Here is a 24,452-nt window from a genome sequence, read left to right on the forward strand (position 1 = left end):
GATAGGTTATTAATTTAAATGCTTATAACAACAAACGGCTGCTTGTGATCACAAGCAGCCGTTTTAAAGTAAAGTAAGATCGTTTACTTAACAATTTCCAGTGCAGTTAAGTCACCATCATTACTATATACATAAACAAACACGCCATCCGTCACTGGTTGAGTACGAATACCTGAGCTATCTACTTTAACCCTTGCAGCAAACTGCCCTTCTAATTGGGAAATATAATGTATATAGCCCTCAAAATCGCCCACTACGACATAATTACTGATTGGTGTAGGAGCAGTGATTTTGCGGTTTTCCAAATCTTGCTGTTGCCACAATGTAGAGCTGGAATTTAAGTCGACTGCTGTTACATAGCTTTGGCTATCAGATAAATAGATATTACCAAAACCCTGAGCTAAGCCTTCTGCGCTGGAGGCTTTACGCTGCCACAGCACTTCACCTGAACGAGGATCAAGTGCAACCAACTGCCCTTGATAGCTGACAGCATAAATGACACCTTCATGGAATAGTGGTGTTGCATCAATATCGACTATTCGTTCCAGCTCATTACGTCCCTGAGGTACAGCCACACGCTGTTCCCAAACCTGAATTCCCTTATCAGCAGCAAATGCCTTCATTTTGCCATCAGAAAAGCCACTGACAGCCAGCCCTTTAATCAACAATGGGGAGCTAGTACCTCGAAGGGTTAATACTGGCGGATTACCTTCATAAATCCAAAGACGCTCGCCCGTATCAGCATTTAGCCCCACCAATTTATCATCAATACTGCGAGCTATAACGACTTGACCATCGGTTTGTGGTGCAGCAAGCACTTCACTGGTTAGTTGGGCTTTCCAGGCGACTTTGCCATCATCTTGGTTTAGTGCAACTACCTCACCCGTTTCTGTACCTAGCAGTACTTTGCCAAAACCAGCAGTAACACCACCACTCACTGGCAGTTCAAGCTCAACTTCCCATAGTTCTTTTCCAGAGTCACGATCCAGTGCGACCACTTCACCATGAACATCACTAGCAAAAATCCGGTTGCCATCAATTGCAGGGGTCAGCTTATAGTACTTATCATCATAGCCATCACCTATTTGATGGCTCCAAACTTCGCGAACCTTAATGGAGTTTTCAATATCGGTTAAAGGCTTTGGTTCCAGAGCAGTATCACTATCATCAGAGTCAAACAAGCTACAGCCAGAGACCAATGCAAAGAAGGTCACTGTACTGACTAACTTGAGGAATGTGTGACTATTTTGCTTCACTTAACACCTTCCTTTACTGAGCAGCTAAATCATCTAGCTTGACTTGAACAAACGGATTGGGCTGACCACTATCTTTACTGGCATCTAATGCTTTTTGGTATGCTTCTCGCGCCTTGGCCTGATTACCTTGAGCTAAATAAACATCCCCTTTAAAGGACTCATAATTAGCAGTAAATTTACCCGCATCAACATTTTCAACCAATGCCAATGCTTGACCTGCTTGGTCAGTAGATTCCGCAAAAGTTACCCGCGCCAAACGCAGCTTGGCAACCAGTTTGAGATTAACATCAATATCTTGCTTTAATACCCATTCCAATTCAGTTTTGGCTGCAGCTAAGTCTTTTTCAGCTACAGCTTGCTTTGCTTTGACAAACGCAGCAAATACAGCATAAGTCGTATCAGAAAATTCTGTTTTTAACTGGTTGGCAAGATGTTCCAAAGATGATTTATCTTCTTCACTTAACTCTCCTTGAGCAGACTTGCTAGACACTTCCAGCAGGTCGCTATAAATTGCTGACGCCTCAGCAGCAACCGACAGTTTATGGTTTTGCCAGCCCTTATAACCGAATACACCAGCCAGCGCGACACTGACACCAACCAAAATGGCCGTACCATTTTCTTTCCACCATTTTTTCAGTGCTTCTAACTGCTCTTCCTCAGTACGGTAGGCTTCCACCCTTCACTCCTGTACAAATTTTTATCTATCTTTCATTTACTCAATGGGCTGCGATTTTGCAGCCGCACATGGTAGCACAAAAATAAGGCATAAGCTGCCATATCATATTAAAGGGCTTTAAGCTCAGTGATTAACTGATCAAAACCGAGCGTTTGCTGTGGTTTATCCTCTCTCAGCCATTTAATGGTTACTTGTTGCTGCTCTTGCTCAGACTCACCAATAATCAGTGCAACAGCAGCGCCTGATTTATCAGCCCGCTTCATCAAGCTTTTAAAACTATTGCTGCCACACTGGGATTGCAGTCGCAACCCAGGTAAAGCAGAGCGAATCTGTTCTGCAACCATTAACGAGTATCCAGTCACATCTCCCACGCCTAGCAAGGCAGCATCAACCTGTTGCTTGGCTGCGGCGGGGATTTTATTTAGTGACTCCAGCATTAAAATCAGTCGTTCCATCCCCATCGCAAAACCCACCGCAGGAGAAGGCTTACCACCCAACTGAGTGACCAGACCATCATAACGACCACCAGCACAAACAGTACCTTGCGCCCCTAGTTCGTCAGTAATCCACTCAAAAACCGTGTCACAGTAGTAATCTAAGCCGCGCACAAGTTTAGGGTTAATCTGATAGCCAATCTTAGCCTGATCTAAGATTGCTAATAATTGATCAAAATGTACTTTAGAAGTTTCATCTAAAAACTCCATTAAAACCGGCGCACCTTTTAAGATGGCTTGAGTTTGAGAGTCTTTGCTATCCAAAATCCGCAGTGGATTAGACGATAAACGGCGTACACTATCTTCATCCAGCTGATCTTTATATTGATTAAGATATTCAACCAGTGCTTCCCGATAACGAGCTCGCGACTCAGTGGTACCAAGCGAGTTAATTTCTAGACGCACCACACCATCAATGCCTAGCATTTTCCATAAACGCGCAGTCATTATGATTAGCTCTGCATCAATATCAGGGCCTTGCATGCCAAATGCTTCAACCCCTAACTGATGGAACTGGCGATAGCGACCTTTCTGAGGCCGTTCATGACGAAACATTGGCCCCATATACCACATGCGCTGTATCTGATTAAAAATCAAACCATGTTCAATTGCAGCACGAACACAACTAGCTGTTCCTTCAGGGCGCAAGGTTAAACTGTCGCCATTGCGATCTTCGAAGGTGTACATTTCTTTTTCAACTATATCAGTGACTTCACCAATAGAGCGCTTAAATAAGTCAGTGCTTTCAACGATGGGGGTACGAATTTCATGGTAACCATAGGCTGCTTGTAGTTGGCGAATTATTTGCTCAACATACTGCCAACTACTGGATTCAGCTGGCAGAATATCATTCATTCCACGAATTGCTTGAAGTTTTTTCGCCAAGGAACTGTACCTTTTTTATCTAAGTCTGCTACTAAATTGTAATTAATCTGTTCAAGCCCCGGCCCGGCATTAATAGTAGCCACCAGGTATAAGAAAAGTGATTTTACGGATATTAAGTGCTGCTGGCCATAGCTTGTTAACTAGAGAAACTACTGCAAAAGGTAAATACACAAAAAAGCCCTAATAAAAGGGCTTTTGATTACGAACAAAGTAGGTGACTAATAAGGTTAAGCTTTAGCAATTACGTTAGCTAGCTCTTCTTCTTTTTGCTTAGCCTTAGTACGGATCATATTTTCCAAGTGATCCACCAAAGTATCATTTTTCAACTTATGGCTGGGCTTGCCATCTTCATAAATCAGGTTACTTGGGGTGCCGCCCGTTAAACCGATATCCGCTTCTTTCGCTTCACCTGGTCCGTTCACCACACAACCTATTACAGCAACATCTAGGGGTACATTAATATCTTCCAGTCGCTGCTCCAACTCATTCATGGTTTTAATAACATCAAAATTTTGTCTTGAGCAACTTGGACAAGCAATAAAGTTAATGCCACGCGTTCGTAGTTTTAAACTTTTTAAAATATCAAAGCCCACTTTCACTTCTTGTACAGGGTCAGCGGCCAAGGATACTCGCAAGGTATCACCAATGCCATCCATCAGTAGCAGGCCCAAGCCAACTGAAGACTTTACAGTTCCAGAACGAAACCCACCTGCTTCGGTAATCCCTAGATGGAGTGGCTGATCAATTTGAGTAGCCAACAAGCGATAGGCTGCTACTGTAGTAAATACATCAGAAGCTTTCAGGCTAATTTTAAATTCTTGAAAATCAAGCTTATCGAGAATATCGATATGACGAAAAGCAGACTCTACCAAAGCTTCCGGCGTTGGCTCGCCGTATTTTTTTTGCAGATCTTTTTCAAGTGAGCCTGCATTAACCCCTATACGAATGGGGATACCTTTATCTTTTGCAGCATCAACTACCGCTCTCACCCGATCTTCTCTGCCAATATTACCTGGGTTGATCCGCAAGCAGTCAACACCGTTTTCAGCTACTTTCAGGGCAATACGATAATCGAAGTGAATATCTGCAACTAAAGGCACTGTCACTTGTTGGCGAATTTTAGCGAAAGCTTCCGCCGCATCAAGACTAGGTACAGATACTCTCACAATATCAGCACCTGCTTCTTGCAACGCTTCTATTTGCCCTACTGTAGCAGCAACATCGCAGGTTTCCGTATTAGTCATGCTTTGCACTGAAATAGGAGCATCCCCTCCAACCGCAACATCTCCCACATGAATTTGGCGTGACTTACGTCTTTTAATGGGGGATTCAGCAAACATGAAGATTACTCCTTACCTAGTACTAACTTGGCGACATCACCACGGGTGAATGGGGCAACATTCACTGCACCCCCATTAAATTGGAGCAATTTTACCATACTTGCTTTACCTAGCTTAATTTTTATCGGTCCAGCTTGCTTGAGTTCTAATTTACTACCTGCCCGATACAAAGCTTTGACTAATGCGTTACCCGTTTGAGCATCTCTCACTTCTGTCCAACAAGGACCATCAAAAGTAATCAGTAAGTGATTAACCCCCTCCTCAGTAGCCGTTAAAGCAACTGTAGATTGCTCTGAAGCAACCTCACTATCCAATGATTCAGGTGTATTTTCTGCAACAGCCTCTCCTGCTTGACGGGTAGCGGTTGATATTTCTTCAGTTTGAGAAGCGGTAGTCTCACTTATTTCTGGCTCTTCCGCTACAGCCAACACCTGAGTTTCCTCTTGCTCAGGCAAAACTTGTTCGGCGATTGCTTCAGCAACAGCCACCTCTACACTTGGTTTAGTATCAACTGCTTGTTGTTCTTGTTGCTGAGCCTCAGCCAGCACATTCACCACTGTCTCCCCTGTTACAGTTTCAACAGTAATTTCATTTTCTTCCAAGTCAGCAGTAGGATTTTCAGTCATTGGCTGATTAACCTCGTTTTGCCACCAAACAACCGTTAGTGCCACGAGCCCACCAATCAATAAATAAGTAAACCATTTAAAGACTGGGTGACTGCTTTCATCAGGGGCTTCAACCTCTGTCACTGAGATTGGTTTATGCTCTTTTGCAGCAGCGCCGGTAAAGCGATCAAATGCCTGAATTACCTGGTTTGGATCCAGGCCAACAAAATCAGCATAACGCCTTAAATACCCTCGAACGAAGGTTAACCCAGGCAACTTATCAAATGCAGAGCACTCTATTGCCTGAACAAAGTCAACACTGATTTTCAGATTATCAGCAACTTCATCTTGCCCAACACCAAGATTCTGCCGTTGCTGAGCTAGCATTTCCCCTGGAGTAATATGATCCTGATATGACTCCAGTGGTTTGATATTTTCACTCTTCATTCGTTAATAAACCCTGGTACTGCTTTAGCTCTTCTGAGCCAGGATACATCTTTTTCAGCATTAAGCCATAACTGGCAACTACATCATTATTTTCAAAGACTTTGGCAATTTTCACCCCAAGCCATAAAGAGCGCGCATTTTGGCGGGCTAGTTGTTTAAATCGCTCATAATGGCTCTTTGCTGGTATATATTTTTGCTCTTGAAAAAGTATGTCAGCCAGCTCAAGGTGAGCCTTATGAAGCCTATTATTTAGTCGAAGTCCTTTTTCAAAGTATTCCTTTGCCTCTTCCTTTTTGCCCAGTTTAAGCGCTACAAGCCCCATACTTTGATAGGAATAGCTACGTTTAGGGTAATGCACATTAGAGGCTGCCTTATCCAACTGTTTTAATGCTTCTTCATAACGACTCTGTGCGTATAAAAAAGCACCATAGTTGTTGTGTACATCAGAGGGCTCATCACTATATCGAATGGCTTTACGAAAACTTTTTTCAGCTAGCTCATTCTCACCTTCCAGTTGATTAACCATAGCCAGCACGGAATAAGCCTCACCTGAGCGGCTATCATAATCAAGCGCTTTCTCCAGTGGTTTACGTGCTAAGCCTGCCTGCCCTTCTCGAATATAAGCTTTAGCTAGGCGAATTTGTGCAGTTACAACTTTATCTTCATCAATTTCTTTGCCATTCGGCGCTGTTGTAACACAACCCGTTTGCAGGAGAAGCAACATACAACCTAACATTACCCAAATGGTTGTTCTTTTATTAGTCACCATAGCCCCCATTAGAAACAAAAAAGTAGTTAGCTGATAATTAAAGTGGTCTAGCTTGTTCTGATGCCAACTGCTTAACATTCAACAACTTATCACGATAGCGCTCACTACGGCGGGTTTTGTCATTCACTTGCCCCGCCAGCTGCCCACAGGCCGCATCAATATCATCGCCCCGGGTACGCCTTACCGTAGTATTGTAACCTGCATCTAGAAGCTGTTGCTGAAATACCCTGATGGCGTTATTACTTGGCCTTTGATAATCCGACAAAGCAAACGGATTAAAAGGTATCAAGTTAATTTTACAAGGAATATCTCTTAGCAGCTTAATCAATTGTTTAGCATGCTCAGGCTGATCATTAATACCTTTAATTAAAGTATACTCAATTGTAATACGCCGCTTGTCGCTTAATCTTGACATATATTCCATACAAGTGGGTAGAAGTACTTCAAGGGGGTATTTTTTATTTAGAGGCACCAGCTCATTACGAAGTTCATTATTTGGTGCATGTAACGAAAGTGCTAAAGAGACATCTGTTACATCGGCTAGTTTTTTCAACGCAGGTACCACACCAGATGTACTTAATGTGACTCGTCGTTTGGAAATACCATAACCCAAGTCATCCATCATAAGGTTCATGGCATCTACTACATTGTCAAAATTAAGCAGTGGCTCGCCCATTCCCATCATAACAACGTTGGTAACAGCTCTATCCTCTTTATGAGGCACACTGTTAAATGACTTGGCTGCAATCCATACTTGGCCAATAATTTCTGATGCTGTTAAATCTGAGTTAAAGCCTTGCTTACCTGTTGAGCAAAAACTACAGTCCAAGGCACAGCCTGCTTGCGAAGAAACACATAAGGTGCCACGACCACGCTCAGGAATAAAAACAGCTTCGACACAACTACCACTAGCAACCCTAACAACCCACTTACGCGTTCCATCTTCAGAAAAGTGCTGGCTAACAACTTCTGGCCCTTTAATTTCAGCCAGTTCTGCCAACTTTTCACGGAGTGACTTCCCTAAGTTAGTCATCTCCTGAAAGTTGTCCACGCCATAATGATGAATCCACTTCATGACTTGAGTTGCTCGAAATTTTTTCTCACCAATCGACTCAAAAAAAGCCTCTAATTTAGGCTTGGTTAAACCTAGCAGATTGGTTTTAGCAACAACACTGGTCATCTTCTTCACCTTTCAACGCAGACAACATTAACTCACCCTGCTTTTAGAGCAGTGTTATAAGTGCAAGCAAAAACAAGGCTCCTCTATTTTTGCCTGCACAATAGCTTTAGTTTTTAGCGAGTGCGAGGGCAAACTTCTTCATCAGCAAAGAAATAAGCAACCTCACGGGCTGCTGACTCAGGAGAATCAGAGCCATGCACCGCATTTTCATCAATTGTTTCAGCAAAATCAGCGCGAATAGTACCCGCAGCCGCTTCTTTAGGGTTAGTCGCACCCATTAAGTCACGATGAGCAATAACAGCATTTTCACCGTCTAAAACAGAAACAACTACAGGGCCAGACGTCATGAAAGCAACCAAATCTTTAAAGAAAGGGCGCTCTTTGTGCTCAGCATAAAAGCCTTCTGCTTTTTCTTGAGAAAGATGCAACATTTTTGCTGCAACGATTTTCAAGCCAGCTTGTTCAAAACGACTATAAATTTGGCCAATTACATTTTTAGCAACAGCATCTGGTTTGATAATTGATAAAGTGCGTTCAACAGCCATTGATCACTTCTCCAAGTTAAAAAAGTTATTTTGAATAAATTAAACCCGCGAATTATACGCGGGTTTAGGGAAAATGCACCTGCTAGGGACAGTCTGTTAATCAGCTTCTTCAATCCAGGCCATTTGTATTGCTTCAAGGATTTTTTCACCACAATGGGATGGATCATCATTAAACTCTTCTAAAGCCACCACCCAGTTGCGTAAGTCAACAAAGTTAACATAACGAGGGTCGACCTCTTCGTGACGCTCAGCCAGCTCAATGGCTATCTCTTGAACATCAGTCCACTTTAAGCTCATATCCCTCACCTCGCCTAATGACGCTCAGAAACCTGATTAATAGTATATTTTGGAATTTCCACCACCAAGTCTTGCTCAGCAACCAAAGCCTGGCAACTTAATCTTGACTCAGGTTCCAATCCCCAAGCTTTATCTAGTAGATCATCTTCGAGTTCGTCAGCTTCCTCTAAGGAATCATACCCCTCACGGACAATGACATGACAAGTAGTGCAAGCACAGGACTTTTCACATGCATGCTCAATTTCTATATCATTGCGTAATGCAACATCACAAATACTTTCTCCCGGATTTGCTTCAACAACAGCACCTTCCGGACAAATGGTTTCATGGGGCAGGAAAATCACTTGAGGCATTATCGGTTACCTAAATACTATCGACTGAGTGGCCTGTTAGGGCTTTTTTGATGGACTCATTCATCCGCTTAGCTGCAAATGACTCTGTAAGCTGACTGACTTTTTCTACCTGACTCTTTAACACCAGGTGATCCTTTTCATCTGCTAGCTGCTGAGTTAAACGTTGAACTTCATCATTAATTGTTTGTAACTCAACATTTGTTAGCAATTTCTCACCATCTTCAGCTATAGCAACACCCACGGCTTCTAGAAGCCGTTCCGCTTCCACTTGCTGCTCTCGTAGCGCCCTTGCGGCCATATCTTCTGCTGCATGACCAAATGAGTCCTGCAACATATTGCTAATAGACTCATCTGTTAAACCGTAGGAAGGTTTTACTTGAATACTGCTTTCAACACCACTGGTTAGCTCTTTTGCACTAACACTGAGCAAGCCGTCTGCATCAACCTGAAAAGTGACACGTACTTTACCTGCACCGGCGGCCATTGGTGGAATACCACGCAAAACAAAGCGGGCAAGAGAGCGATTATCCTGTACCAGCTCTCGCTCACCTTGGTAAACATGAATCACCATGCCCGTTTGGCCATCTTTGTAGGTAGTAAAATCTTGGGCTTTAGCCACAGGAATCGTGGAGTTTCGATGGATTATTTTTTCCATCAAACCACCCATGGTTTCAATTCCTAAAGAAAGAGGAATAACATCCAGCAACAACATGTCATCGCCCGATTTATTACCCACTAATACATCAGCTTGAATTGCTGCACCCAGGGCAACTACTTGGTCGGGATCAATATCAATTAATGGTTCTTGGGCAAAAAAGTCTTTTACCTGAGCACGCACAGCCAGCGTGCGGGTAGAGCCTCCCACCATGACAACTTCATTAATATCAGCTGGCTTTAAGCCGGCATCACGCAAGGTTCGGCGACAGGATTTAATGGTTTGCTGAATCAGGGGGCTCAGTATTTCAGCTAGTTGCTGCTGACTTAGTATTCCTTGCCAGCCAGCAAATGCCACTGAAACTTGTTGCTGCTTAGCTAATTGTTCTTTTATCTCACAAGCCGTTGCAAGTAATTGGCGCTGCTGGGCTGCATTAAAATCATTGGCATTGCTTCCCATTTGCTGAAGAATCCAATTCGCAACGACATGATCAAAATCATCACCACCTAATGCTGAATTTCCACCTGTAGCGAGCACTTCAAATACACCGCAGTTCAACCGCAAAACTGATATGTCAAAAGTGCCACCACCTAAGTCATAAACAGCAATAACACCATCTTTACCTTGATCCAGCCCATAAGCAACTGCTGCTGCAGTAGGCTCATTCAATAGCCTCAACACTTTAATACCTGCTAAAGTTGCTGCATCCTTCGTTGCCTGTCGCTGAGCTTCATCAAAATAGGCTGGCACAGTAATCACTGCCCCAGTCAGCTCACCTTCTAGAGTCTGCTCAGCACGTGTTGCCAAAGACTGCAAAATATCAGCTGAAACCTGAACTGGGCTTTTGTCACCTGCGGCAGTTTGAATCAGCGGCATCCCCTCATCACCTTTGAAGTGGTAAGGCAACACATCACCCAGTGACTTCACATCACTGACGCCTCTTCCCATTAGCCGCTTAACAGATTGAACAGTATTGAATGGATCGATCGTAGCCTGGTCTTTTGCCAACTGACCAACCAGAAATTGGTCCTGACCATAATAAACCACTGAAGGTAGTACAACCTGCCCCTGCTGATCAGCTAGGGTTTCAGGACTGCCACTTTTTACTGTCGCCACTAATGAGTTAGTGGTTCCCAAGTCAATCCCCACTGCCAACTTTCGTTGATGAGGTGCTGGGCTTTCACCGGGTTCTGATATTTGCAACAAAGCCATGATAAATCTGTATGTCGTCTTAGCACTATTTCTTTAGTTTGCCAGCTTCGAGTAACTAGCCAGCCACATTACAAGTTGCTTGATGACTGTAAATCTAAGGAAGTCAAAAGCTCATCAACAACTTAATTAAGCATTCAACTGTCAAGTTCTGCTTCCAGAAGCTCAGCTTCTACCAGTAGCTTATCAATAAACAGCATCTGTTTTACTATGGTTTCAGCTTGTTTAAGGGATTGTGGCGACTGTTCCTGCCAAGTTTTTACAAAACGCTGCTGGAGCTGGGTGGATTTTGCCTCAACGGCTGCCATTAAGTCAGCTATTGCTTCATCGGGATTACTTGCACCTTTCACTTCTTCCAGCTGCTCCCGCCATTCCATCTGCTCCATTAAAAAGCCTGGATCCATGACAGTATTATTTTCAATATTTAGCTCAATACCTTTTAGCGACAATAGGTAGATCGCTCTTTGGGTGGCACTTTTCAACGTGTTGTAAGCTTCATTAACATGAGCTGTATATTGAACAGCAAGCCGCTGCTCTCGATCTGAAGCTCCCACAAACCGGTCTGGATGAGTCACTTTTTGGAGCTGTCGGTAGCGGCTGGCTAAATCGGCAAGATCAAGGTCAAATTGAACAGGAAGGTCAAATAGCTCAAAAAAGCTGGCAGTTAAATCTAAAGCGTTGATCGTCATTGGCTACTTTCAAAAGTCAGATTACACATTAAAGCTTTCGCCGCAGCCACATTCACTGGCGACATTAGGGTTATTAAACTTGAACCCCTCATTCAAGCCTTCTTTAACAAAGTCGAGCTCGGTACCATCAATATACAGGAGGCTTTTGGGGTCAACGACAACCTTCACCCCTCGACTTTCAAATACCTGATCTTCTGCTGCCAGCTCATCAACAAACTCAAGTACATAGGCAAGCCCTGAGCAACCGGTGGTTTTAACACCAACCCGGACACCTACACCCTTCTCACGATTACTTAAGTAACGGGTCACGTGTTTAGCTGCAGACTCCGTAAGGGTAATTGCCATAATATTAACACCTTTGTCTTGTCACTATGCTGCCTGCCTTTAATAGGCTGAAAACTCGCAAATTAAAGCTCAATTCAATTATGCCTAAGTACTTTGCATTGCAGATTTTGCATCATAATAGAAGCATCAGCAGCTAGCTTTCACTCTCAGTAAAAACCAAAACTTTCGCTGGGTACTTCCCTACAAAAGCTCTGGTTTTTAATAACACTAGGTTAAGACTTAACTACTACGCTTGTTGCGATAGTCAGTGACTGCAGCTTTGATTGCATCTTCTGCCAGCACCGAGCAGTGAATTTTCACTGGAGGTAACTCTAGCTCTTCAGCAATATTGGTGTTTTTAATTTGCTCAGCTTCATCAATAGTTCTGCCTTTCATCCACTCAGTTACAAGAGAACTAGAAGCGATTGCTGAACCACAGCCATAGGTTTTAAACTTAGCGTCTTCGATAATACCTTCGTCATTTACCTTGATTTGCAGGCGCATCACATCACCACACGCAGGAGCACCTACCATTCCAGTCCCGACAGAAGGATCTTCTGCATCCAACTTACCCACATTACGCGGGTTTTCATAATGATCTATTACTTTATCACTGTAAGCCATTTTGAACTCCTCACCCTTGATATTCGACTGCTATTAATGCGCAACCCACTCAACTTTTGAAATATCTACGCCGTCTTTATACATGTCCCATAGAGGCGAAAGCTCTCTTAACTTAGACACCGCCTTACGCACTTCCTTCGCGGCATAGTCAACTTCTTCTTCAGTTGTAAAACGTCCAAGTGTGAAGCGAAGTGAGCTATGAGCCAGCTCATCATTAATACCCAGAGCCCTTAACACATAAGAAGGTTCTAGGCTGGCTGAAGTACAGGCTGAGCCTGAGGAAACAGCTAAATCTTTCAGCGACATGATGAGTGACTCTCCTTCAACAAAGTTGAAGCTAACATTCAAGTTTCCAGGTAAGCGTTGGGTATAGTTGCCATTAACATAGACTTCTTCCATATCTTTAAAGTGATCCCAGAAGCGATTGCGTAACGCTAATAAACGTTCCTGCTCAGCCGCCAATTCTTCTTTTGCAATATGGAAAGCTTCGCCCATCCCAACAATTTGGTGAGTTGCCAGCGTACCTGAGCGCATTCCACGTTCATGACCACCACCGTGGATTTGAGCTTCTATTCTTACCCGAGGTTTACGCCGAACAAACAAGGCTCCAATGCCCTTAGGGCCATAAACTTTATGAGCAGAGAACGACATTAGATCTACTTTCAGAGTGGTCAGGTCAATATCAATTTTCCCTGCACTTTGCGCAGCATCGACATGAAAAATAATTTTTTTCTCGCGAGTAATTTCACCAATCGCAGCAATATCAGTGATCACACCAATCTCATTATTAGCATGCATTAAGGACACTAAAATAGTGTCTTCACGAATGGCATCTGCAACGACTTGTGGGGCAATAATTCCTTCGGGATTAGGCTCCAGATAAGTGACTTCAAAGCCTTCACGCTCCAGTTGACGGCAAGTATCAAGCACTGCTTTGTGCTCAATTTTAGAAGTGATGATGTGCTTACCTTTTTTCTGATAAAAACGGGCAGCACCTTTAATAGCTAAGTTATCAGACTCAGTAGCACCAGAGGTCCAAACAATTTCACGCGGATCACAGTTTACCAAGTCCGCCACCTGACGCCTGGCATTCTCAACTCCTTCCTCTGCTTTCCAGCCAAAGGCATGAGACCTTGAGGCAGGATTGCCGAAATGTGTCGTTAGATATTCCGACATCTTTTCAGCCACTCTTGGGTCAACCGGAGTGGTAGAAGAATAGTCCAGGTATATCGGTAGTTTCATTGATTACTATCTCCAGCGCTTACTACGCTCCAGGCTTAATCTCAGTTCTATCAAGCAGCTACAGCTGCTCTCATTTTATAAACGGTTCTAGCTAGCAGCGAGTCAGGTCACAAGGTTGAGGCATCAATTCGCTCTACTAACTTTTGCTCACTTTGCTTCTGGTTATTGACTCGCTCTTCTTGGCGAGTTGCAACATCACGTACTTCTCGCTGGGCCACTAAATCAGCCAAGCTAATTCCACTTAAAAATGTATGTATTTGCTTACTTAAATCACACCACAAATGATGGGTTAAACAGGTATCACCTTGTTGACAGCCGGTTTTGCCATGACATCGGGTCGCATCCACCGACTCATTAACTGCATCAATGACTTGTGCTACATGAATTGCCTGGGAGGAGCGACTCAACCGATAGCCTCCACCAGGACCTCGAATACTAGTAACTAACTCATTACGTCTCAACTTAGCAAACAGCTGCTCCAGGTAAGACAATGAAATTCCTTGACGTTCTGATATATCTGCAAGCGCAACTGGCCCTTTATCAGCATGTAGGGCAAGGTCTAACATTGCTGTAACTGCATAACGGCCTTTGGTAGTTAAGCGCATGTCGATTACTCTGTGTGTCGATTGCTGTTATCGCTTACAATTTTGAGAAGCTATGGTATATAATCGCGGTTCTCTTGAGCTTTAAGAATTTTAAAACTTTTCTTCAGTTAAACTTCAAAAAGTTATTAGCAAACTCTAGTTAAAGATTATGCTAAAACCAACCAAATTGATCAAGTATTTATCCTAGTATTTTAGTCAAGTATTTTTAACTCTAAAAAACTTACCTAATAGAACAAGCAGGTCAGTAGTTTTAATGGGTGACAGCCAGACCAGGAACCATAGCGTGAAAGTGCCACTAGCCACTACACTAAAAGTACTATGCATATTACTTAAACTGGCTATATATAAAGCATTTATAGCTAAATAGACAGGCTATATAATATTGTCTTTTTCTTTATCAGACTCACTTGACTCTAATGAAGAGTTTTGTGCGACTACAACAGTCTCGACTGGTTTTTCATTTGAATCCTCTGTAGTCACAGAGCTTGCACTACCATTCTCTTTCACCGAAGCAAAGTCTTCATCGTTTAGTTCAGGCAAGGCTTTATCACAGTAATTAATACCCAAGTCTTTCAACCCTTTGCACATAACATCAATTTTGGTATCCACTGCATGTAGGTGTCCTAACAAGCTTGTGACTGCCTTAGCCACAGGATCGGGCATATTCTGCGTCACACCATAAGCGTCAAAGCCTATTTTTTCAGCCATTGCCTGATGTCGAGGGTCAACTCCATTGGCAGACGATTTTTGAATGATACGACCAGGAATACCGACCACAGTAGCACCAGCAGGGACTGGTTTGGTCACTACCGCATTTGAGCCCACCTTGGCATTTTCTCCTACGGTAAATGGGCCTAGAACTTTTGCACCCGCACCAACTACAACCCCATTTTCTAAAGTGGGGTGACGCTTTCCTTTATTCCAGCTAGTTCCTCCCAGAGTAACTCCTTGATAGAGTGTCACATCATCACCAATTTCCGTGGTTTCACCAATAACTACTCCCATACCATGATCAATAAAAAATCGTCGCCCAATTTTTGCACCCGGATGAATTTCAATACCGGTTAGTAGCCTGGCAATAGATGAAATAAACCGAGCTAACCATTTAAGCCCTTTAGTCCAAAGTATGTGGCTCAAGCGATGAAATAATAAAGCATGTACCCCTGGATAACTGGTTAATACCTCAAGGGTATTACGAGCCGCAGGATCACGATCAAAAACACTAGCTATATCTTCTCGAAGGCGCTCAAACATGGGGAGTTAACCTGTGGGTTGAGTCTTGCTAAGTTGTTTGATTATCCGCTGAGTATCAGACAGTACACCACGTAACATATTTACTTCTTTACTATCCAACATGGCACGTTGAAATAAGCGACGAAACCTTGTCATCACCACACCCGGATTAGAGGGGTCAAGAAATTCAATTTGAGTCAGCAGCTCCTCAAAGTGAGCTAAAAACCTTTCTACTTCTTCATGTGACGCATCAGGAAAAGCACAGTCCTGACTAACAGAGCTTGATAGCTTTTCTGGCTGCTGTTGCTCCAGGTGACTCATTCGCAGCTCGTAAGCAATAACCTGAACTGCTGCACCGAGGTTTAGAGAGCTATAACCTTCACAGGCAGGAATATTAACATGGTAATTACACAGAGCTAGCTCATCATTGGTTAAGCCACGATCCTCTCTACCAAAAACAACAGCCACTTTTTTATTGCTACGACTTGCCTGCCCTGCTAGCTCCGCACATTCTCTTGGGTTTATCAGCGGCCAGGGGATCTTACGCTCACGAGCACTGGTACCAATCACTAGCTGGCAATCAGCTACAGCCTCTTGAAGAGTGCTCACCACACACGCCTGATTTAGCAAGTCTTCTGCTCCAGCAGAGCGACTAGTCGCATAAGGGTGGGGAAACTGATCAGGCTCAACTAACCGTAAGTCACTAAGCCCCATGGTTTTCATCGCCCTGGCAACTGCACCAATATTACCAGGGTGAGAGGTGTTCACTAACACCACTCTAATATTGTCCAACACAAGCCGTACCACCCAACTGTCTTCAATAAAATCAAGTTGCAGATTTTAACAGAGTTCGGATTCATAAGGTAACTGACTGTAAACACATGCAGATAAATCAGCTATGTATAAATACCAACACACTAAAGTTAACAGCCATGATTTATTATTTGATATAATTAATTTTTGTTCTTTTACATGCCAAAGTGATTTTCCTATGCAACCAATGCTTAATATAGCCTTGAGGGCTGCTCGTAATGCCGGTGACGTGATAGAGCGTGCTGTTGAGCAGTTAGATGTACTCACTGTTAACAAAAAAGGCGACCGCGATTTTGTTACTGAAGTTGACCAGGCAGCAGAGAAAGTAATTCTGCGTACGTTAAAAAAAGCTTACCCTAATCATGGTTTCTATGGAGAAGAAACAGGCCATCACCCAGGCCATGGTGAAGGACAGGACTACCTGTGGATTATTGATCCATTAGATGGCACCACCAACTTTATTCATGGCATTCCTCACTTTGCAGTTTCAATTGCCTGCCAGTATAAAGGGCGTATTGAGCACGCCATTGTTTTAGACCCTATCCGTAAAGAAGAATTTTCAGCAAGCCGTGGCCGAGGTGCTCAATTAAATGGTAAGCGCATTCGGGTCAGTAAAAACAAACCGCTAAATGAGTCATTGCTTGCAACAGGCTTCCCTTTCCGCCCCGATCAAATGGATAAAATTGATGATTACCTTGGCATATTTAAGTCTCTAGTCGAGCAAACTGCTGGTATACGCCGAGCAGGTTCCGCAGCCCTGGATTTAGCTTATGTTGCGGCTGGTCGTTACGACGCTTACTGGGAGTTCGGATTAAACCAGTGGGATATCGCTGCAGGTGTACTACTTATTCAGGAAGCAGGTGGATTGGTTGGCGACTTTAAAGGAGGTCATGAGTTTATGGATAATGGGCAAATCGTAGGCGGCAACCCAAAGTGTTTTAAATCTGTGCTACAACAAATCCAGCCTCACTTTTCCAAAGGCTCTAAATAACCATATCGTTATTAACACTCCAAAAAAAGGTGGCCAACCTAGCCACCTTTTTTCTTTAAAAATCATTCAAGAATTGATTTTAGGGAAGCTCGTCAACCGCTTCTTGCTCTACTTCTGGAGGCATTAAGTCATCACGACTGATTTTCATCACCAACAAAATATTAGCTGCCACATAAATAGAAGAGTAAGTACCTACACCAACACCAATCATTAACGCTAACGCAAAGTTATGGATAAGTTCTCCACCATAAATAAACAGAGCTACTAACACTAACAAGGTAGTCAGCGACGTAACCAAGGTTCGACCTAACGTTTGAGTGAGCGATGAATTGATTACTTCAATTGGCGTTGCTTTTCTTAGTTTTCTAAAGTTTTCACGAATTCGGTCAGCCACAACAATCGTGTCGTTTAATGAGTAACCAATAACCGCTAGCAATGCAGCCAACACGGTCAGATCAAAACTTAAATTAAAGACAGAAAAAACACCAAGCGTAATGATTACATCATGGGCCAGTGCTAATACAGCACCCAAGGCAAACTTAAACTGGAAGCGAGCTGCTATATATAGCATCACCACACCCAGCGCAAGTAGCATACCCAGACCACCATCTTCTCGCAGCTCTTCACCTACTTGAGGGCCAACAAACTCAGAGCGCCTTAGCTCAATTTCCCCCTCATAGGATGACTTCAAAATTGCAGCCACATCATTGCCTAGTGAAGGCTTATCACCAGCAATCCGTACCAGCACATCTTTGTCAGAGCCAAAGTCCTGAACAACCGCATCAGGGTAGCCAGCAGCCTGTAATTCTTTACGAATATTCTCTAAATTAGCCGTTTTATCATAACCAAGCTCAATCAGAGTCCCTCCTGTAAAATCCAACCCGAACTGCAACTGGTTAGAAAACAGAGAAATAATCGAACCCAACACGAGCGCTATAGAGAGCGCGGCAGCTATCACCCGCGCCCCCATAAAATTTAACACTTTTTCGTTGTCATTCATCCTTTTGCCTTTAAATCTGCTAAGTTAGGAACTAAATCCACAATTTTTTCAACTGGCGACCACCGTGGGTCATATTGACCAATGCACGAGTCACAACGATGGCAGTAAATATTGAAGTCACAATACCAATGGACAATGTGACAGCAAAACCTCTTACTGGACCAGTGCCTACACCATAAAGAATAATGGCGACTAATAAGGTAGTTATATTGGCATCAAGGATGGTCACAAACGCTCGGTCGTAACCTTCATGAATAGCATGCTGAAGGGGTAGTCCTCGCTTCATTTCTTCTTTAATTCTAGAGAAAATAAGCACATTGGCATCTACTGCCATCCCTACAGTCAACACTATCCCCGCAATACCAGGTAAAGTTAAGGTGGCTGATAATATAGACATAAAGGCTATCAGCAAAACTAAGTTAAGCCCCAGAGCCACATTAGCAAACAAGCCAAACACCTTGTAATAAACCAGCATGAAAAGCAGCACCAGGACAAAACCGACTACTACTGATTTAAAGCCTAACTCGATGTTTTCTTTACCCAGGCTTGGACCAACCGTACGCTCTTCAACAAAATACATAGGAGCAGCAAAAGCACCTGCTCTTAATAGCAGCGCTAGCTCTTTTGATTCGCCAACTGAATCTAATCCAGTAATCCTAAACTGAGTGCCTAATGCAGACTGAATAGTCGCCAGGCTAATAATTTTGCGCTCTTCTTTAAAGCGGGTTTCTTTAACAACCGTCGCCTTACCGTCAACAACCTTTTCAACCTCTTTTGTATAAGGACGCTCTTCAATAAAGATCACTGCCATCTGGCGGCCAACATTGGTACGTGTAGCTTTATTCATAAGCTGACCACCACCACCGCTTAAGGTAATATTTACCTGAGGGCGGCCATTTTCATCAAAACTAGCACGAGCATCTGCCACTTGATCACCCGTCACTATTATTTTCTTTTCTAGCTTGGCCTGACCACCTTCTTTACGATTAAGGGTTTCATATTGCCCTGCTTTAGCGTCAAGCTGTGCTGCTAAGCGAAATTCCAGGTTAGCCGTTTTACCAATAATCTTTTTAGCTTCTGCTGTATCCTGAACACCCGGCAACTCCACCACTATACGATTACGCCCCTGCCGCTGGACCAGTGGCTCAGAAACTCCCAGCTCATTGACCCGGTTTCTAAGTGAAGTCAGGTTCTGCTTAATCGCATAGTCTTCGATATCTTTTACTTTTAACTCAGAAAACTGATAGCTAAGCCAGTAGATAGCGCTATCTTCGCCTGCATTAATATTCAAGTCAGAGTATTTACCGCGAACCACCTGCATGGCTTTATCACGCTTAGCTTCATTTTTGAAATTTAACACCCAGCGAGCACTGGTAGAGCTACTACCTACTTTGTAGCGCAGATCCTGCTTACTCAGCTCAGAGCGAATTTCGTTATGAATGCCTTTTAAGCGAGTAGCAATGGCTTTACCCATATCCACTTCCAATAAGAAGTGAACCCCACCACTTAAGTCCAAACCTAACTTCATTGGCCCAGCACCCATTGAGCGAAGCCAGTCAGGCGTAGTCGCAGCCAGGTTAAGTGCCACTATATAGTCATCACCCAACCAGTCTTTTACCATTGACTTAGCTTTTAATTGGTCTTCAAAGCTATTCAACCGGAGCAAACCCGCCCCTTTATTAGTTACTTCAAATCCTTTTATCCCAATACCTTGCTTTTCCAAACGCTTTTGAGCTTGTTGCAGCGTCGACTCAGAAACAGCAGTTGCTGAGCGGTGATGGGAGATTTGAATGGCTGGATCATCTTGATATAAGTTGGGTAATGCATAAATCACCCCTATCGAGACAATAAAAATAACGAGGAAATACTTCCAAATTGGATACTTATTGAGCATGGTTCTGCCCTATATTCCTTCTTGTTCAACAGAACCCGGCAAGCCTAAGCCTGCCTGACGGGTCGGTAGTTGGCGGGTTAATCTAATAAAGGCTGCTAAAAAAGCGCTACTTAGCCAAGCCTTGAATGATGATTAGGATACTTCGCCTGAATAATTAGATTGCTTTGATAGTACCTTTCGGTAATACAGCAGATATGGCCTGCTTCTGAAAATTCAACTCCACATTGTTAGAAACCTGTAATGTGACAAATTGTTCAGATACCTTTGTGACCTTGCCAACAATCCCTCCGTTAGTCACTACCTCATCGCCTTTATTCAGGTTTTCAACCAGCTGCTGGTGCTCTTTCATACGCTTTTTTTGTGGGCGAATTAGCAGGAAATAAAATACTGCCACCATTAGCACCAGCATACCAATTTGAATCATTCCACCACCTTGCGCTGCAGCAGCGGGGGCAGCAAAAGCTTCATTAATAAAAAAACTCATGGTTGTATTACTCCGTCGTTAATATAAATCAGTATTGGTATTCACTAACCCAGTGCAGGCACCGCCTCACTACGTTTTTGATAAAACGCTGTAACAAACTCTGTCAATTGATGATTTCCAATAGCTTCTCGCAGCCCTGCCATTAGTTGCTGGTAATAGCGCAAATTATGAATCGTATTCAGCTGAGAACCTAAAATTTCCTTACATTTATCCAAGTGATGCAAATAAGCACGACTAAAGTTATTGCAAGTGTAACAATCACATTCAGCATCCAGTGGCCCAGTATCCGTTTTATTGACAGCGTTGCGAATTTTTACCACTCCCGTGGAAGTAAATAAATGGCCATTACGGGCATTTCGTGTTGGCATAACACAGTCAAACATATCCACCCCTCGCCTGACTGCTTCAACAATATCTTCGGGGGTTCCCACTCCCATCAAATATCGGGGCTTATTCTCAGGCATCAAGTGGGTAACACCCGATAAGACCTGCATCATTTCATGTTTCGGCTCACCAACAGAAAGCCCACCAATGGCATAACCATCAAAACCAATACCATTTAGCGCTTGTAATGACTGTTCTCGAAGGTCTTGGTACATGCCTCCCTGAATAATGCCAAACAAAGCGGAAGGGTTATCCCCATGCGCCTGTTTGCTTCGCTCCGCCCAGCGCAGCGATAATTCCATTGAGCGTTTGGCTTGATCATGTGAGGCAGGATAAGGTGTACACTCATCAAATATCATCACAATATCTGAACCAAGTGCTCGCTGCACTTCCATAGAGCGCTCAGGACTAATAAATACTTTGGAGCCATCAACAGGGGAGCGAAAAGTCACACCATCTTCAGTAATTTTTCGCATTTCACCCAAGCTAAAGACCTGAAACCCACCAGAGTCTGTCAGAATTGGTTTTTCCCAGCCAGTAAAATCATGGAGATCGCCATGAGCTGAGATAATGTCAGTGCCAGGCCTTAACATTAGGTGAAAAGTATTGCCTAAAATAATGTGCGCACCGATACCTTCGATATCTCGGGGCAACATACCTTTAACCGTGCCATAAGTACCCACTGGCATAAATGCTGGCGTTTCAACAATACCTCTGGGGAAATGTAATCTGGATCGACGAGCAAAGCCGTCAGTGGTTATTTGCTCAAATTTTAAAAAACATTCACGAGCCATAAAGTACTCAATACTATTTTACAAAAAGTCTATTAATTCTGTTTCTGGCTGATAAACATGGCATCGCCATAGCTAAAAAAGCGATACCTCTGCTCAACGGCTTCCTGATAAGCTTTCTTTGTTGCTTCCATACCAGCAAATGCTGATACCAACATCAATAACGTGGACTCTGGCAAGTGGAAGTTAGTTACCAAAGCATCAACCGCTTTAAATTGATAACCAGGGTAAATGAAGATATCGGTTTCTCCTTGATAAGGTTCAATTTCACCCATCTTGCTCGCCGTTTCCAAACAACGAACACTAGTTGTGCCTACCGCAATCACTCGTTTACCAGCTGCCTTGGTTTGCCTAACTAGCTGACACACTTCAGCAGATACATCAATTAGTTCTGCATGCATTTTGTGATCTAAAATATTGTCTACCCTCACTGGCTGAAAAGTTCCTGCGCCCACATGAAGAGTCACAAATGCTTTATTAACACCCTTTTTTTCAAGCAGTGAGAACAGAGCCTCATCAAAGTGTAAGCCTGCTGTTGGTGCTGCAACTGCACCAGGCTTACTGCCGTATACCGTTTGATAACGCTCACGATCAGCCAGCTCATCCTCTCGCTTCATATACGGTGGAAGTGGCATATGGCCAATTTCATCCAGTACATCTAACACTGAGTGTTCTTCAGAAAACTGCAGCCGAAATAGACTCTCTACACGCTCCAGCATGGTTACCCAAATGCCATTGGCCAGTTTGAGCTTGCTACCAGGTTTAGGAGGCTTGCTTGCCTTAATATGAGCTAACACTTGATTATCAGATTCAACCCGCTCAATTAATATCTCAAGCTTGCCACCAGTTGCCTTCTGTCCAAATACTCGAGCAGGAATCACCCTGGTATTGTTAAACACCAGTAAATCTCCTGTCTCTAAAAAGTCCACTAACTGGCTGAATTGTTGATGAGTAATATCGCCAGTTTTACCATTCAAGCACAGTAGTCGGCTTGCTGAGCGCGACGCTAAGGGATACTGGGCGATTAACTCTTCAGGTAGCTCAAAGCTAAAATCTTTAACTTGCATGTCTCAGTACAACAGCTATAAAAACACGCTAGCTTACCGAAAAAGTGGCGCTGGACCAATCAGAAAAAGCTATTCTCCTCTGAAAATAGCGGGCTTCCTCAGTGAAAAGCAAAGGAAAGGCGTTTAATGACTGATTGGAAATTAACAGTTGACCTTACATAAACCTTTGTTATACTTCGCTGCAATTGTGCCAGCGTGGTGAAATTGGTAGACACGATGGATTCAAAATCCATTGCTAGCAATAGCGTGGCGGTTCGAGTCCGCCCGCTGGTACCACATCTATTTTATAAGCTTATTGACCGATCAAACTAGCAAAACCTCCTTAATCTTTCCTTATTGTTTAACCCCAATCTCTGCCACTAAAACTCATTTGCCTAGGTTTAGCTCTTCCTTTAGCTAGCAGCAACTAATGACAACTATGTTTTAATCGTTTATTTAATATTGATTTAGCAAAATCAACAGCCCCAAACCTTAAGGGCATCTTTAATAATATTTTAATTAATCTCTTCTTTATATTTTTTATTTGTTGGGCAGCAAATTATTATTCATAAATTCAAAAACACATTTACTCTATCCCACTAAACTTTTAGAAGCAGTCGTGAATTACTACTGACATCATAAGGGCTGAGTATGAACCAACCTAATACTTCCTCACCTTACAACTTTATTTCAGCAATCTCTAAACTTTTCAATTTATTCATCCAATTCATTGCGCTACTTCTGTCTACAGCAGGCACTTTTGCATTAGTGGCTACAATTTTCGTAGTACTACTACAACTATTACACTTTATTGAGTCAGATCTATGGGTTAACTTTACTCCTGAGATCCTCTTTGGCCAATGTTACTGCCCTTTTTTTACTCATGATATTATCCAAAAAATCGGCCTAGCAGGTATGCTCTTCTGTTTCGGAATTGTTTTATTACTAGGTGGTTATTTGCTAAGTTTTTCCAACACCAAAACTGTGTTCGTAACAATAAAACTAAACCGCACTACTCCTAGTGTTGAAACCTAAAATATAATTAAATAATAACCAGAATTGATTATTTAATAACTTGATGAAATAGTATGCAGTGGCTATATAGTGTCATAGAACCAGCCATTTGATTATTAATAACTCATAAAAGCAAAAGAAGTGGTTTTTAAGGAGGGATTTAAAAGATAGGGGCAGTGCAACACACCACCCACAAGATAATATAAGCAACAATTATTACTTATAGAGGAACTACATTCTCAGCTTGTAATCCTTTAGGTCCTTGAGTAACAGTAAACTGTACTTGCTGACCTTCAGTTAACACTTTGAACCCAGTACCTTGAATAGCACTATAGTGAACGAATACATCTGGACCAGACTCCTGCTCAAGAAACCCGAAGCCTTTAGATTCATTAAACCACTTAACTGTGCCAGTTTGTTGATTAGACATAGATCGATCCGATATTAATTAAGCACATGAATTATAGGGTAAACAGGTGTGCCGTCAACTCATATAATTACATCTCATGTGCAGAACTTTTAACACTACTTTACAAAGTAAAGCTAACCCGCAGTCTGAAGCATTCGCTGCTTACAACGTTACACTTCATTGAGCACTCTATAAACT

The 24,452-nt window shown here is 42.9% G+C and carries 26 protein-coding genes and 1 tRNA gene; 3 read left to right on the forward strand and 24 right to left on the reverse strand.

The window, feature by feature from the left end; translation table 11 throughout:
- Nucleotides 1-83: 83 nt before the first annotated feature.
- The 18 genes from bamB to trmJ form a co-directional block, all read right to left on the reverse strand.
- Complete coding sequence (gene bamB / locus OQE68_RS04925; RefSeq protein ID WP_180567253.1) at nt 84-1,256, reverse strand: outer membrane protein assembly factor BamB; 1,173 nt, start codon at nt 1,254-1,256, stop codon at nt 84-86.
- A gap of 13 nt (nt 1,257-1,269) precedes the next feature.
- A complete protein-coding gene (locus OQE68_RS04930) occupies nt 1,270-1,932 on the reverse strand; it encodes a YfgM family protein (RefSeq protein ID WP_180567252.1) in 663 nt (220 codons plus the stop codon).
- Between the two features lie 107 nt (nt 1,933-2,039).
- On the reverse strand, nt 2,040-3,311 hold the full coding sequence (gene hisS, locus OQE68_RS04935; RefSeq protein ID WP_180567251.1) for a histidine--tRNA ligase: 1,272 nt from the start codon (nt 3,309-3,311) through the stop codon (nt 2,040-2,042).
- 227 nt (nt 3,312-3,538) lie between these two features.
- Entirely contained in the window at nt 3,539-4,651 is a 1,113-nt protein-coding gene (gene ispG / locus OQE68_RS04940; protein WP_180567250.1) for a flavodoxin-dependent (E)-4-hydroxy-3-methylbut-2-enyl-diphosphate synthase, read from the reverse strand.
- Nucleotides 4,652-4,656: 5 nt separating this feature from the next.
- A complete protein-coding gene (locus tag OQE68_RS04945) occupies nt 4,657-5,703 on the reverse strand; it encodes a RodZ domain-containing protein (protein WP_180567249.1) in 1,047 nt (348 codons plus the stop codon).
- Complete coding sequence (gene pilW / locus OQE68_RS04950) at nt 5,693-6,550, reverse strand: type IV pilus biogenesis/stability protein PilW (RefSeq protein ID WP_266195527.1); 858 nt, start codon at nt 6,548-6,550, stop codon at nt 5,693-5,695. Before pilW ends, OQE68_RS04945 begins: the two co-directional genes overlap by 11 nt.
- Nucleotides 6,510-7,652: a dual-specificity RNA methyltransferase RlmN gene (rlmN, locus tag OQE68_RS04955; protein WP_180567247.1), complete on the reverse strand. Its 1,143-nt coding sequence runs from the start codon at nt 7,650-7,652 to the stop codon at nt 6,510-6,512. The genes pilW and rlmN overlap by 41 nt, the downstream gene beginning before the upstream one ends.
- Nucleotides 7,653-7,765: 113 nt before the next feature.
- Complete coding sequence (ndk, locus tag OQE68_RS04960) at nt 7,766-8,197, reverse strand: nucleoside-diphosphate kinase (RefSeq protein ID WP_180567246.1); 432 nt, start codon at nt 8,195-8,197, stop codon at nt 7,766-7,768.
- Nucleotides 8,198-8,293: 96 nt separating this feature from the next.
- Nucleotides 8,294-8,494 carry a Fe-S cluster assembly protein IscX gene (iscX, locus tag OQE68_RS04965; RefSeq protein ID WP_180567245.1) on the reverse strand — a complete coding sequence of 67 codons (201 nt, stop codon included), beginning with the start codon at nt 8,492-8,494 and terminating at the stop codon, nt 8,294-8,296.
- Nucleotides 8,495-8,508: 14 nt separating this feature from the next.
- Entirely contained in the window at nt 8,509-8,847 is a 339-nt protein-coding gene (gene fdx / locus OQE68_RS04970) for an ISC system 2Fe-2S type ferredoxin (RefSeq protein WP_180567244.1), read from the reverse strand.
- 10 nt (nt 8,848-8,857) lie between these two features.
- Nucleotides 8,858-10,714: a Fe-S protein assembly chaperone HscA gene (hscA, locus tag OQE68_RS04975; RefSeq protein ID WP_180567243.1), complete on the reverse strand. Its 1,857-nt coding sequence runs from the start codon at nt 10,712-10,714 to the stop codon at nt 8,858-8,860.
- A 134-nt stretch (nt 10,715-10,848) separates the two neighbouring features.
- Complete coding sequence (gene hscB / locus OQE68_RS04980) at nt 10,849-11,400, reverse strand: Fe-S protein assembly co-chaperone HscB (protein ID WP_180567242.1); 552 nt, start codon at nt 11,398-11,400, stop codon at nt 10,849-10,851.
- A gap of 21 nt (nt 11,401-11,421) precedes the next feature.
- On the reverse strand, nt 11,422-11,745 hold the full coding sequence (gene iscA, locus OQE68_RS04985) for an iron-sulfur cluster assembly protein IscA (protein WP_180567241.1): 324 nt from the start codon (nt 11,743-11,745) through the stop codon (nt 11,422-11,424).
- Between the two features lie 219 nt (nt 11,746-11,964).
- Complete coding sequence (iscU, locus tag OQE68_RS04990; protein ID WP_180567240.1) at nt 11,965-12,348, reverse strand: Fe-S cluster assembly scaffold IscU; 384 nt, start codon at nt 12,346-12,348, stop codon at nt 11,965-11,967.
- A 33-nt stretch (nt 12,349-12,381) separates the two neighbouring features.
- A complete protein-coding gene (locus OQE68_RS04995; RefSeq protein ID WP_180567239.1) occupies nt 12,382-13,590 on the reverse strand; it encodes an IscS subfamily cysteine desulfurase in 1,209 nt (402 codons plus the stop codon).
- A gap of 107 nt (nt 13,591-13,697) precedes the next feature.
- Nucleotides 13,698-14,195 (reverse strand): Fe-S cluster assembly transcriptional regulator IscR, encoded by a 498-nt coding sequence (iscR, locus tag OQE68_RS05000; RefSeq protein WP_180567238.1) that lies wholly within the window; start codon nt 14,193-14,195, stop codon nt 13,698-13,700.
- Nucleotides 14,196-14,567: 372 nt separating this feature from the next.
- Nucleotides 14,568-15,449, reverse strand: a complete 882-nt coding sequence (gene cysE, locus OQE68_RS05005) for a serine O-acetyltransferase (RefSeq protein ID WP_180567237.1) — start codon at nt 15,447-15,449, stop codon at nt 14,568-14,570.
- 6 nt (nt 15,450-15,455) lie between these two features.
- Entirely contained in the window at nt 15,456-16,223 is a 768-nt protein-coding gene (gene trmJ / locus OQE68_RS05010; RefSeq protein ID WP_180567236.1) for a tRNA (cytosine(32)/uridine(32)-2'-O)-methyltransferase TrmJ, read from the reverse strand.
- A 196-nt stretch (nt 16,224-16,419) separates the two neighbouring features.
- Here trmJ and OQE68_RS05015 point away from each other — a divergent pair, with 196 nt between their 5' ends.
- Nucleotides 16,420-17,232, forward strand: coding sequence for an inositol monophosphatase family protein (locus OQE68_RS05015; RefSeq protein ID WP_180567235.1), 813 nt, complete (start codon nt 16,420-16,422; stop codon nt 17,230-17,232).
- Nucleotides 17,233-17,311: 79 nt separating this feature from the next.
- Here the strand turns inward: OQE68_RS05015 and secF are convergent, their stop codons facing one another.
- The 5 genes from secF to queA form a co-directional block, all read right to left on the reverse strand.
- Entirely contained in the window at nt 17,312-18,232 is a 921-nt protein-coding gene (secF, locus tag OQE68_RS05020) for a protein translocase subunit SecF (RefSeq protein ID WP_180567234.1), read from the reverse strand.
- Nucleotides 18,233-18,263: 31 nt separating this feature from the next.
- Nucleotides 18,264-20,126 carry a protein translocase subunit SecD gene (gene secD / locus OQE68_RS05025; protein ID WP_180567233.1) on the reverse strand — a complete coding sequence of 621 codons (1,863 nt, stop codon included), beginning with the start codon at nt 20,124-20,126 and terminating at the stop codon, nt 18,264-18,266.
- A gap of 154 nt (nt 20,127-20,280) precedes the next feature.
- Nucleotides 20,281-20,610 carry a preprotein translocase subunit YajC gene (gene yajC / locus OQE68_RS05030; RefSeq protein WP_180567232.1) on the reverse strand — a complete coding sequence of 110 codons (330 nt, stop codon included), beginning with the start codon at nt 20,608-20,610 and terminating at the stop codon, nt 20,281-20,283.
- Nucleotides 20,611-20,654: 44 nt separating this feature from the next.
- On the reverse strand, nt 20,655-21,788 hold the full coding sequence (gene tgt, locus OQE68_RS05035) for a tRNA guanosine(34) transglycosylase Tgt (protein ID WP_180567231.1): 1,134 nt from the start codon (nt 21,786-21,788) through the stop codon (nt 20,655-20,657).
- Nucleotides 21,789-21,820: 32 nt separating this feature from the next.
- Nucleotides 21,821-22,852 carry a tRNA preQ1(34) S-adenosylmethionine ribosyltransferase-isomerase QueA gene (gene queA, locus OQE68_RS05040; protein WP_180567230.1) on the reverse strand — a complete coding sequence of 344 codons (1,032 nt, stop codon included), beginning with the start codon at nt 22,850-22,852 and terminating at the stop codon, nt 21,821-21,823.
- A 189-nt stretch (nt 22,853-23,041) separates the two neighbouring features.
- Between queA and OQE68_RS05045 the strand changes: the two genes are divergently transcribed.
- Together OQE68_RS05045 and OQE68_RS05050 are read left to right on the forward strand one after the other, a co-directional pair.
- Nucleotides 23,042-23,128: transfer RNA gene (locus OQE68_RS05045), tRNA-Leu, on the forward strand.
- A gap of 354 nt (nt 23,129-23,482) precedes the next feature.
- Nucleotides 23,483-23,866 carry a hypothetical protein gene (locus OQE68_RS05050; RefSeq protein ID WP_180567229.1) on the forward strand — a complete coding sequence of 128 codons (384 nt, stop codon included), beginning with the start codon at nt 23,483-23,485 and terminating at the stop codon, nt 23,864-23,866.
- 199 nt (nt 23,867-24,065) lie between these two features.
- Here the strand turns inward: OQE68_RS05050 and OQE68_RS05055 are convergent, their stop codons facing one another.
- Nucleotides 24,066-24,275: a cold-shock protein gene (locus OQE68_RS05055; protein ID WP_180567228.1), complete on the reverse strand. Its 210-nt coding sequence runs from the start codon at nt 24,273-24,275 to the stop codon at nt 24,066-24,068.
- Between the last annotated feature and the right edge of the window lie 177 nt (nt 24,276-24,452).

Source organism: Spartinivicinus marinus, from assembly GCF_026309355.1.
In the GTDB taxonomy this organism is placed as follows: Bacteria; Pseudomonadota; Gammaproteobacteria; order Pseudomonadales; family Zooshikellaceae; genus Spartinivicinus; species Spartinivicinus marinus.

What these genes read in the sequence shown, in the direction of transcription:
- ispG (WP_180567250.1), bottom strand. Translation starts at nt 4,651, where the DNA reads ATGTTTGCTGAATCCCCCATTAAAAGACGTAAGTCACGCCAAATTCAT.
- OQE68_RS04945 (WP_180567249.1), bottom strand. Translation starts at nt 5,703, where the DNA reads ATGAAGAGTGAAAATATCAAACCACTGGAGTCATATCAGGATCATATT.
- pilW (WP_266195527.1), bottom strand. Translation starts at nt 6,550, where the DNA reads ATGTTAAGCAGTTGGCATCAGAACAAGCTAGACCACTTTAATTATCAG.
- rlmN (WP_180567247.1), bottom strand. Translation starts at nt 7,652, where the DNA reads ATGACCAGTGTTGTTGCTAAAACCAATCTGCTAGGTTTAACCAAGCCT.
- ndk (WP_180567246.1), bottom strand. Translation starts at nt 8,197, where the DNA reads ATGGCTGTTGAACGCACTTTATCAATTATCAAACCAGATGCTGTTGCT.
- iscX (WP_180567245.1), bottom strand. Translation starts at nt 8,494, where the DNA reads ATGAGCTTAAAGTGGACTGATGTTCAAGAGATAGCCATTGAGCTGGCT.
- fdx (WP_180567244.1), bottom strand. Translation starts at nt 8,847, where the DNA reads ATGCCTCAAGTGATTTTCCTGCCCCATGAAACCATTTGTCCGGAAGGT.
- hscA (WP_180567243.1), bottom strand. Translation starts at nt 10,714, where the DNA reads ATGGCTTTGTTGCAAATATCAGAACCCGGTGAAAGCCCAGCACCTCAT.
- hscB (WP_180567242.1), bottom strand. Translation starts at nt 11,400, where the DNA reads ATGACGATCAACGCTTTAGATTTAACTGCCAGCTTTTTTGAGCTATTT.
- iscA (WP_180567241.1), bottom strand. Translation starts at nt 11,745, where the DNA reads ATGGCAATTACCCTTACGGAGTCTGCAGCTAAACACGTGACCCGTTAC.
- iscU (WP_180567240.1), bottom strand. Translation starts at nt 12,348, where the DNA reads ATGGCTTACAGTGATAAAGTAATAGATCATTATGAAAACCCGCGTAAT.
- OQE68_RS04995 (WP_180567239.1), bottom strand. Translation starts at nt 13,590, where the DNA reads ATGAAACTACCGATATACCTGGACTATTCTTCTACCACTCCGGTTGAC.
- iscR (WP_180567238.1), bottom strand. Translation starts at nt 14,195, where the DNA reads ATGCGCTTAACTACCAAAGGCCGTTATGCAGTTACAGCAATGTTAGAC.
- cysE (WP_180567237.1), bottom strand. Translation starts at nt 15,449, where the DNA reads ATGTTTGAGCGCCTTCGAGAAGATATAGCTAGTGTTTTTGATCGTGAT.
- OQE68_RS05015 (WP_180567235.1), top strand. Translation starts at nt 16,420, where the DNA reads ATGCAACCAATGCTTAATATAGCCTTGAGGGCTGCTCGTAATGCCGGT.
- secF (WP_180567234.1), bottom strand. Translation starts at nt 18,232, where the DNA reads ATGAATGACAACGAAAAAGTGTTAAATTTTATGGGGGCGCGGGTGATA.
- secD (WP_180567233.1), bottom strand. Translation starts at nt 20,126, where the DNA reads ATGCTCAATAAGTATCCAATTTGGAAGTATTTCCTCGTTATTTTTATT.
- yajC (WP_180567232.1), bottom strand. Translation starts at nt 20,610, where the DNA reads ATGAGTTTTTTTATTAATGAAGCTTTTGCTGCCCCCGCTGCTGCAGCG.
- tgt (WP_180567231.1), bottom strand. Translation starts at nt 21,788, where the DNA reads ATGGCTCGTGAATGTTTTTTAAAATTTGAGCAAATAACCACTGACGGC.
- queA (WP_180567230.1), bottom strand. Translation starts at nt 22,852, where the DNA reads ATGCAAGTTAAAGATTTTAGCTTTGAGCTACCTGAAGAGTTAATCGCC.
- OQE68_RS05050 (WP_180567229.1), top strand. Translation starts at nt 23,483, where the DNA reads ATGAACCAACCTAATACTTCCTCACCTTACAACTTTATTTCAGCAATC.
- OQE68_RS05055 (WP_180567228.1), bottom strand. Translation starts at nt 24,275, where the DNA reads ATGTCTAATCAACAAACTGGCACAGTTAAGTGGTTTAATGAATCTAAA.